The following is an 8,499-nucleotide window of genomic DNA, read 5'->3' on the forward strand; positions in this document are numbered from 1 at the left end:
CGGCCTACCGTGATGGCCATGACACGTCGAGCCACACTGGCCGGCATTTCTGCGGGCCTGCTCCTGCTGGGTTGCACGGTTGGCGCGCCGACGGAGAGCGAACCCGAACCTCGATCCGCCCCGGTGTCGGGCTCCAGCGCCGATGCCACCACGACGGCCGAGGCGATCGGTCTGCTGAGGGCGGGCACGGCGTTCGTCGATCAGACGAGTTTTCGCAGCGACGTCGATATCGCCAGTCAGATCACGACGCTGTCGCACAGCGACAACGTCCACAAGCGCTCGATCGGCACCATTTCGACGCCAGGTGGGGGCATCGAGATCCGGATGATCGACGACGAGGTCTACATGAGGATCGGTCTACCCATGCGCGGTGTCGGCGACGGATGGATGGTCCTGGACCCGGCCCGGGTGCCGTCGGACTTCGCCCTGAGCTTCGCGCCGGGCAGGAACGACTTCGGGGGCTCCGGCCGCCTCATCGACGCGATCGTCACCGCACGGGCGAACGGGCCCCAGATCACCGGGACGATCGACGCGACCCGTGTTCGCGCCGGCAACGGGATCAGCTTCCAACCCCCTCCCGGTGGCGCACTTCCGGACGGCGCGCGCAGCCACGCGTTCCGGGCGACGCTGGACACCGAGGGTCGGCTGGTCAGCTTCCTGATGCCGGAGGCGAGCGGATTGCCGAACGCCTCCCTGCGCTACAGCGATTTCGGTACGACCGTCACTGTCGCTCGGCCGTCCGGAGCGGTTCCCGCCCCCGACGCCCTCTATCCCCAGCTCGGCCTGGGCGGAGGCAGGTAGCGGCGTTCCGCGTTTGCCATCTTCGGCTAATGCGGTTAGCCTAAAGCTAATCGCGTTAGCTTGAGTTGGGGGCGTCATGATCGAAAACCTGGACATTGCCGGCAACACCATCGCCTACGAGGTCACCGGGCAGGGCCCACTGGTCGTGCTGGCGCACGGCATGGGCGACAGCCGGCACTCCTACCGATTCGTCGCCCCGGCCCTGGCCGCGGCCGGCTACCGGGTCGCCAACGTCGACATCCGTGGCTGCGGCGACTCCAGCCTCGGCTGGGACGGCTACAGCCGCACCGACATCGCGGGCGACCTCATCGCCGTCGTGCGCCACCTCGGCGGACCGGCCGTGATCATCGGCCAGTCGATCAGCGGCGGTGCCGCTACCATCGCGGCCGCCACCGCGCCCGAGCTGATCGTCGGCGCCATCGAGCTGGCGCCGTTCACCCGCGTACAGTCCTTCGACCTCGGCGGGTTGGTGCGGGTGAAGCGCTTCCGGGCCGGCTACCTCCAACTGGCGCAGGTGCTCGTGCGGGGCAGCCTGGCGAACTGGCGCAAGTACCTCGACGTGGCGATCCCCACCAAGCCCGCCGACTGGCACAGCGAGCTGGCGCGCATCGAGGCCAAGATGAGTGAGCCCGGCCGGATGAAGGCCCTCCAGGCCATGGCCAAGAGCAGCCCGGACGACGCCGGTCGGCAACTGCCCAACGTCACCTCCCCGGTCCTGGTGATCCAGGGCAGCGCCGACCCCGACTGGGCCGACCCGCGGGCCGAGGGCGAGCGCATCGTTGCCGACCTGCCGCGAGGGCTCGGCGAGTTGGCTGTCATCGAGGGCGCGGGCCACTACCCGCACGTCCAGACGCCCGACGAGGTCGTCGCCCTGGCCCTGCCCTTCCTCGCCCGGACGCTGACCAGTGCCTAAGGCCCGACTCACCCCGGCATCGGTCACCGAAGCCGCAGCCGCGCTGGTCGACGAGGTCGGCTTCGACAACCTCAGCATGGGCCTGCTCGCCGAACGGCTCGGGATCAAGACACCCTCGCTCTACAAGCACGTCACCAGCCAGGCCGAGCTGGCGCACCGGATCGCCGTCCTGGCCATGACCGAGGCCGGCGACACCATCCGCGACGCCATTCAGGGACGTTCCGGCAGCGCTGCCCTCGCCGCGGGCGCGCAGGCGATGCGGACGTACGTGCGGGAACACCCCGGCCGGTACGCGGCCGCCAACGCCACCCGCCCGACCGGCCCCGACGACCCGTTCATCCCGGCCAGCGAGCGGGTGCTCGCCTCCTGGGCGGCCATGCTGAGCGGGTACGGCCTGGACCCCGGCCAGGAGATCCACGCCATGCGAACGCTGCGCAGCGTCCTGCACGGGTTCGCCACCCTGGAGGCGGCCGGCGGGTTCCAGATCGACGCGTCCGTCGACGAGAGCTTCGCCTGGTTGGTCACGTTCATCGATCAGGGCCTTCGCGCCGGCGCCGCCAGCCGCGGCGACGTCACCGCCTGACACCGGGTCGCCGCTACCCGAACGGCTGCCTCCCCACGCGGTGCCTACCCCTGGCAGGGAGTGGTTGGGGCCGGCAGGGCTCGCAATACTTCGAGTCATGAAGGCGAGAGGACAGCTCGGCGACTTCCTCCAGGCCCGGCGCTCCCAGCTGCGGCCGGAGGACACCGGCGTGGCGACGTACGGTGACCGGCGCCGGGTTCGAGGGCTACGCCGGGAGGAGCTGGCCCTGCTGGCCGGGGTGAGCGTTTCGTACTACTCCCGGTTGGAGCAGGGGCAGGCCGTGAACGCCTCACCCGAGGTGCTCGACGCGCTTGCCCGGGCACTGCGACTCGACGACGCGGAACGCCGCCATCTGGGCGAGCTGGCGGCCGGGACCCGCCGTCGGCCCGCCGTACGTCGCCCGGCCCCGGAGCGAGTGAGCCCGGCGGTACGCCAACTCGTCGCGACGCTTGGTGACGTACCAGTGGTGGTGCTCGGTCGCCGCGCCGACGTGCTGGCCTGGAACACCGCCGGTCATGCCCTGTTCGCCGGCCACCTGGATCCGGAGATCCCGGAGAGGCCGAACCAGCACCCGAACATGGCACGGCTGGTGTTCCTGGACATGCACACCCGCGACCTGTACGCGGACTGGCCCACAAAGGCCCGCGCGGTGGTGGCGACGCTGCGGATGGCTTCCGGGCAGCACCCGGACGACCCGCTGACGGCCGCGCTGGTCGGTGAGTTGACGGTGCGGAGTCCGGAGTTCGCCGCCATGTGGGCCGACCACCGGGTGAAGGCCGGCGGCGACACCGTCTACCGGATGCGTCACCCGCTGGTCGGCGCGATGGACGTGACACAGCAGACCCTGCGTACCGAGGACGGCCAGAGCGTCGTCGTCGCCACCACCGAACCCGGCTCGGCATCTCACTCGGCGATGACGTTGCTCGTGCACGGCGCCGTCACCACCCGTGCCGGTGCTCCGCAGCCGCTCGTCAGGCGCGAATAGCGCCATCCCCATCGGCTCGACCTCAGGTGCTCCGCAAGGAGCGCCGGACCCGTCGCGCCCTCTTCAAGCCCATCAACAACACAGTGAGTGAGGACAAGATATGCGCAAGAGAGCGATGACCCTCGCAGTCGCTGTCGCAGCAGCGGGGATCGGCGTCGTGACGGTAGTACCGTCGAGCGCCGCACCGGCCGCTACCGCAGCAGCGCGTACCGTCTCCACGCCCCGATCGTCGGTCGCGCCGGTGCCATCGCGGATCGCTGTCCACTTCGACCCGGCCAAGGGGCAGCTGCCGGAGAACGTCGCGCTCGGCCCGGACGGCACCGCCTACGTCACCTTCGCGGCCGCCCGACAGGTCGCCGCGGTCACCCCGTCCGGCGGAACGCGGATCCTGGCGACCCTGCCGGCCCCCGCCGATGGCGGCGTCAACACGCCGGTGCTCGCGTTCGCGCTGACCACTGGCATTGTCCGAATGGCTGACGGCACCATCTATTTCCTCTACGCGAGCGGCGATGCCGCCACCACGGGGCTGTACCGACTGCGCCCCGGCAGGACCCCGCACCGCATCGCGGCCCTGCCGGCCGACGGGCTCCCCAACGGCCTGGCGTTCGAGCCGGGGACGAGGAGGTTCTACCTCACCGACTCGGTGCTCGGCACGATCTCGACAGTTCCCCTGGAAGGCGGTCGTGCCGAAGTCTGGTCCTCGGCGCCCGAGCTCGCCGCGGCGGGGTTTCTCGGCGCCAACGGCATCAAGGTACGCGGCGACGCGATCTGGGCGACCAACCTCGACCACGGCACGCTGCTGCGCATTCCGTTGCGGCACGGCCGGCCCGGGCCGGTCCGGGTGGCGGCGACCGGCCTGGTCGGCATTGACGACTTCGCCTTCGTCGGCGCCGGTGACCGACAGGTCATCGCCGCGCTGAACGGACCGAACATGGTGGTCAGCATCGACGTGGCCGGCCGTTCACGAACGCTGATGAGCGCCGCCGACGGGTTGCAGAACCCGACCTCGGTGGCCGTGCGCGGCAGTACCGTCTACGTGCTCAGTGCCGCGTACAGCACCGGCATCGACCCCAACCTGGCGCTGGCCACCCTGCCGCTTCGCTGACCCGTCCCCGCCAGGAGATCCCCATCGATCAGTGGGGCGGGCTCCCTCCATACCGAGAGCTCGGATCGCCCGCCACCGTCCGATGACGGCGACGGGCGATCCGACGCTTCCGCCCAGGCGGGGGAGGAGCGGATCGGTCACGGCGCGGCCCGGAGGTGCGGCCGTTCGCTCGACGGGCCGTCAGCCCTCCTCGGGCGCCGACGGCCGAGGTGGTAGGCCGTTGCCGTGGCCAGCGCGGCCACCACGATCAGTGCGGCGAGGACCGGGTGCATGTCCTTGGACAGGCTCGGGGCGCGGTCGGGCCCGGTGGCCCAGAGGATCAGCGGGGTGGCGTAGGCGGTGGCGAGAGTGACCGCCCAGCGGCGTAGTCCGCGTAGGTGGGCGTGCCGCAGGCTGACGATCAGGGCGAGGGTGACCGGGACGATGGCCAGCATGGCGAACTGGCCGACGACCAGGACCGGGACCGCCCAGATCGAGATGATGACGGTCCGGTCGACGCGCCGGGACAGCGAGGCGGAGGGCATTGTCGTCTCCGTCATCGGGTCGGGTTGGTGGTCGCGGGACGCCACGCCAACCAGCCGCGGCACAACACGTAGGCGGCCGCGACGACGGCGACGAGCCCGAAGTCGATGATGGCCGACAGGCGTGCCTCGGCGACGTCTCCGATCAGCACGCCGAACACGACGAGCGCACCCTTGCCGACGAGCACGATCTCCCAGACGCCGGCCGCTTGACGGGGCCTGACCGCGAGCAGGGCGAAGAGCGCGGCGAAGATGCCGAAGCTGGAGACTCGCCAGCCTTCGATGAACAGGCGGTCGTCGTTGGCGTTGATGGTCAGTAGGACGCCGTTGACGAACGCGACGCCGGTGGCGAGGGACGCCAGAGCCGCCAGCCCGCGGCCGACGAGGTCTGCGTGATAGGTGGGGGCGGCGTTGTCGGTTCGGGTAGCGGTCGCGGTGGTCACGGGATGCTCCATCTCGTCGAGAAACGGCTGTGAACTTACAGCCGTTAACTTACACACTCGCCTAACACCTGTAAAGTGAAGGAGTGACCACACCGAGAACGCGGGCCCGAAACAAGCGCGGCGAAGGTGCCCAGCTGCGCGACGAAATCGTCGACGCCGCGATGACGCTCCTGGAGGACGGCACGCCGCAGAACATGACCCTGCGGGGGATCGCCCGACAGGCCGGCATCTCCGCACCGTCGATCTATCCGCACTTTCCCGACCTGGACTCGATCCTGCTCGCTGTCGCGCAACGCGCGTTCGACATCCTGGAGCAGGAGTTGAGTGCGGCGGATGACCCGGATCCGGTCGAGCGCCTACGCGCTATCTGCGCGGCCTATCTGACCTTCGCCGAACGCCGGCCTCATCAGTATCGAGTGATGTTCGGTGCCGTCTGGGATGCCGGGCAGGCCCTTGAGCGGGCCCCGGCCATGGCGGACCAGCTCGCCGTGCTCGGCATGGGAGCCTTCGAGGTATTCCGGCGTGCGCTCGCCGACTGCGTCGCGGTGGGACGATCGACCAGCGCGGACCCCTTCGGCGACGCGACTGCGCTCTGGGTCGGGCTGCACGGATTTGCCCAGCTCCAGGTGGCGGCGCCGTTGTTCCCGTGGCCACCTGAGTTGCGCGACTCCATCATCGATCGGATGGCGCTGCTGCGCTGATCGGACGGCTCAGGCGTACGCGAGCAGGAAGTCGACGGTGCCCGTGCCGCCGGGCTGGCCGGCCGGGACGGGCAGACCGGGCTCGCTGTTCAGGACGTAGAACCCGCCGCCGCCGGTCAGGCGGGGCGTCACCGCCAGCATCTGCGCGGCCATTGTCGCGCCGGTCGGCCGCACCACGCTGTCCAGCAGGAGCCGGAAGAGGTTCCCGTTCAGGTTCGCGACGTGCAGCACCCGGTACGAGCGCGGGGCGGGCAGGCCGGTGCTCGTCAGGCCCCAGATCGGAACGATCTGGTTGCGCCACCGCGACGGGTCGTTGCTGATCGCACTGTCGTGGTTGTTCAGTTGCGTCTGGATTCCCGAGTGGATCCCGGCCAGGTGGATGTGCAGCTGGTCCTGCATCCGGATCGTCGGGTCGGCGGAGTTGACGCCCAGCCCGATATGCGGGTAGACGACGTGCCCCGGCTGCCCCGGCTGCGCGTTGTCCCACGCCTCCAGCCAGTAGTTCGGGGCGTTGGCGGTGGTGATGAACGGACACTCGATGCCGCTGATCCGGCAACTGGGCACGAGCAGGAAGTCGTGGCTCGAGCCCGACCCTCCATTAAGGACTAAATACGTGGGGGTCGTGCGCAGACACTGGGGGAACGGTGGGCCGGTCTTCGTGCCCTCGCAGACCTGGACCCGGTCCCACAGGTCGTACCTGCCCCCGGTGTCGGTGGGCAGGCCGCAGAGGGGCGAGGGTGTGGGGCAGGCCGCGGCGCCGGGGCCGCCGGGTGTCGATGGGGACGGCCCGGGAGTCGGGCCGCCGTCGGCCAACGCCCGTTCCGCGCCGATGAGACCCAGCAGTCCCGTGGCGCCAGCGGTCCCGGAGAGTCTGACGAACTGACGTCGTGGCATTCCGCCCATCGTCATCCTCCGTGCTTGCGGTGCGGAGCCGAACATGAACGTGTCGAGATTAGGGTGAAAGCCGCCATTCGACGCGTCAGCCGGTGAACGGGTCGCCTGATCGTGTCGCCGTCGTGCGACGATTCCGGCGTGGCAGAGACGGCGGCGACGTTGACCGAGATCCGTGCTCGGATCGACGAGCTGGATCGGGATTTGGTCGGGCTGCTCGCCCGGCGGGAGGCGCTGGTCCGGCAGGCCGCGCCGCTCAAGAGCGACGCTCAGGCGGTCCGTGCCCCGGACCGGGTGGCGCAGGTGGTGGCCCGGGTCCGGACGTTGGCCAGCGAGGCAGGTGCCGAGCCGGATCTCATCGAACGGATCTACCGGGGCATGATCCAGGCCTTCATCGACATGGAGACCGACGAACACCACCGCGTCACCGGCGGGTCGGCGCCGACAACGCGGTGATCGCGCGGGGCGGTCAGGTCGCCGAGCGGCTCTCACCGTCCGGGCTCGCCAAGGTGGGCGGCGCGTAGCCGAGCTCGTACGAAATCTTGTTTGCCGTCTCCAGGAGCAGCGGAAGGTTGCTCTTGAGCTGGTCGAGGCTTGCGATGACCTCGATCGCCGTGATCGAGGCGGCGGCGATGACCTGCCCCCGCGAATCCCTGATCGGCGCGGCCACGCACATCACGTACGCGTCGTGCTCGCCGTTGTCCATGGCCCAGCCGCAGTCGTGGATGCGAGCGAGTTCGGCTTCCAGGGCGTCGTGGTCGGTGAAGGTGGTGTCGGTGAACTTCTCGAAGACGACGTGGGAGAGAAGGCGGTCGCGTTCCTGGCGGGGGAGGTAGGCCAGGATCGTCTTGCCCACAGCGCTCGCGTAGATGGACACCGCGCGGCCGATCCGCGACGGCAGCTTGACGGCATCGAACGCCGGGCTGTCCACCTTGTCGATATAGATGATCTCGTCGCCGGTCAGTTGCGCCAGGTGTACGGTGTGGCCGGTCTCGCGTTGCAGCGCACGTAGGTGTGCGGCAGCGGGCTGGCGGAGGTCCATCGAGCCGAGCGCGAGCTCGGCCAACTCGATCAGGCCGCTGCCCAGGACGTAGGTGCCCGCGCCGGTCCGGCGGACGAAGCGCGCGGCCTCCAGCGTCTGCAGGATGCGCAGGGCTGTGGACTTGTGGACGCCGAGCACGTCCGCAGCCTCCGTAAGGGACAGCGGGTGCTCCGCGGATCGACGGATGAGGTCGATCGCGCGGCGAATCGATTGCGCCAAGGCTGTGTCTCCGTTACCTTTCGGTGCGCTTTAGTGAGCGCATGATCGGTCGCCCCGCCTTGCGGTGGGGGCGGTCCCGGTCTTGCCGGCGGATGCCGTGCCGGGTTCACGTTTCATAGCCACCTGCCCTTGTGTGTGGGTCTTCTGGTCGGCTCCGCGTGCTGCCACCGAGCCACTCCCGGCGGTGTTGTTGAGCTCGGCCGCTAGGGCGGCCAGGTTGAGTGCGGCGTTGTGGTCACGGTCGATGACCAGGCCGCACGCGTCACAGTCGTAGTCACGCTCGTGCAGGGCGAGC

General features: G+C 69.9%; 12 protein-coding genes. 7 read left to right on the plus strand and 5 right to left on the minus strand.

Annotated elements, in window-relative coordinates:
* Positions 1-18: 18 nt before the first annotated feature.
* From NIE79_RS24355 to NIE79_RS24375, 5 genes are all read left to right on the plus strand, one after another.
* A complete protein-coding gene (locus NIE79_RS24355) occupies positions 19-801 on the plus strand; it encodes a hypothetical protein (RefSeq protein ID WP_238680775.1) in 783 nt (260 codons plus the stop codon).
* A gap of 76 nt (positions 802-877) precedes the next feature.
* Positions 878-1,714, plus strand: coding sequence for an alpha/beta fold hydrolase (locus tag NIE79_RS24360; protein WP_238680776.1), 837 nt, complete (start codon positions 878-880; stop codon positions 1,712-1,714).
* Positions 1,707-2,297 carry a TetR/AcrR family transcriptional regulator gene (locus tag NIE79_RS24365; RefSeq protein ID WP_238680777.1) on the plus strand — a complete coding sequence of 197 codons (591 nt, stop codon included), beginning with the start codon at positions 1,707-1,709 and terminating at the stop codon, positions 2,295-2,297. Before NIE79_RS24360 ends, NIE79_RS24365 begins: the two co-directional genes overlap by 8 nt.
* A gap of 97 nt (positions 2,298-2,394) precedes the next feature.
* Positions 2,395-3,282, plus strand: a complete 888-nt coding sequence (locus tag NIE79_RS24370; protein WP_238680778.1) for a helix-turn-helix transcriptional regulator — start codon at positions 2,395-2,397, stop codon at positions 3,280-3,282.
* Between the two features lie 157 nt (positions 3,283-3,439).
* A complete protein-coding gene (locus tag NIE79_RS24375; protein ID WP_238680779.1) occupies positions 3,440-4,387 on the plus strand; it encodes an SMP-30/gluconolactonase/LRE family protein in 948 nt (315 codons plus the stop codon).
* Between the two features lie 137 nt (positions 4,388-4,524).
* On the opposite strand, the gene NIE79_RS24380 is transcribed toward NIE79_RS24375, so the two are convergent.
* Positions 4,525-4,911 carry a hypothetical protein gene (locus NIE79_RS24380; RefSeq protein ID WP_238680780.1) on the minus strand — a complete coding sequence of 129 codons (387 nt, stop codon included), beginning with the start codon at positions 4,909-4,911 and terminating at the stop codon, positions 4,525-4,527.
* Positions 4,912-4,922: 11 nt separating this feature from the next.
* Positions 4,923-5,351 (minus strand): hypothetical protein, encoded by a 429-nt coding sequence (locus NIE79_RS24385; protein WP_238680781.1) that lies wholly within the window; start codon positions 5,349-5,351, stop codon positions 4,923-4,925.
* An 83-nt stretch (positions 5,352-5,434) separates the two neighbouring features.
* Here NIE79_RS24385 and NIE79_RS24390 point away from each other — a divergent pair, with 83 nt between their 5' ends.
* Entirely contained in the window at positions 5,435-6,052 is a 618-nt protein-coding gene (locus NIE79_RS24390; RefSeq protein ID WP_238680782.1) for a TetR/AcrR family transcriptional regulator, read from the plus strand.
* A 9-nt stretch (positions 6,053-6,061) separates the two neighbouring features.
* On the opposite strand, the gene NIE79_RS24395 is transcribed toward NIE79_RS24390, so the two are convergent.
* Positions 6,062-6,991 (minus strand): CDP-diacylglycerol diphosphatase, encoded by a 930-nt coding sequence (locus NIE79_RS24395; RefSeq protein ID WP_308193221.1) that lies wholly within the window; start codon positions 6,989-6,991, stop codon positions 6,062-6,064.
* Between the two features lie 93 nt (positions 6,992-7,084).
* Here NIE79_RS24395 and NIE79_RS24400 point away from each other — a divergent pair, with 93 nt between their 5' ends.
* The gene (locus tag NIE79_RS24400; RefSeq protein ID WP_238680784.1) at positions 7,085-7,399 is read left to right on the plus strand and encodes a chorismate mutase; all 315 of its coding nucleotides are present in this window, start codon (positions 7,085-7,087) and stop codon (positions 7,397-7,399) included.
* 13 nt (positions 7,400-7,412) lie between these two features.
* Here the strand turns inward: NIE79_RS24400 and NIE79_RS24405 are convergent, their stop codons facing one another.
* Positions 7,413-8,204: an IclR family transcriptional regulator gene (locus NIE79_RS24405; protein ID WP_238680785.1), complete on the minus strand. Its 792-nt coding sequence runs from the start codon at positions 8,202-8,204 to the stop codon at positions 7,413-7,415.
* A gap of 30 nt (positions 8,205-8,234) precedes the next feature.
* Positions 8,235-8,499: zinc ribbon domain-containing protein (locus NIE79_RS24410; RefSeq protein ID WP_238680786.1), on the minus strand; the 265-nt coding region annotated here is incomplete at its 5' end.

The organism is Micromonospora trifolii, from assembly GCF_022229005.1.
Lineage (GTDB): Bacteria > Actinomycetota > Actinomycetes > Mycobacteriales > Micromonosporaceae > Micromonospora > Micromonospora trifolii.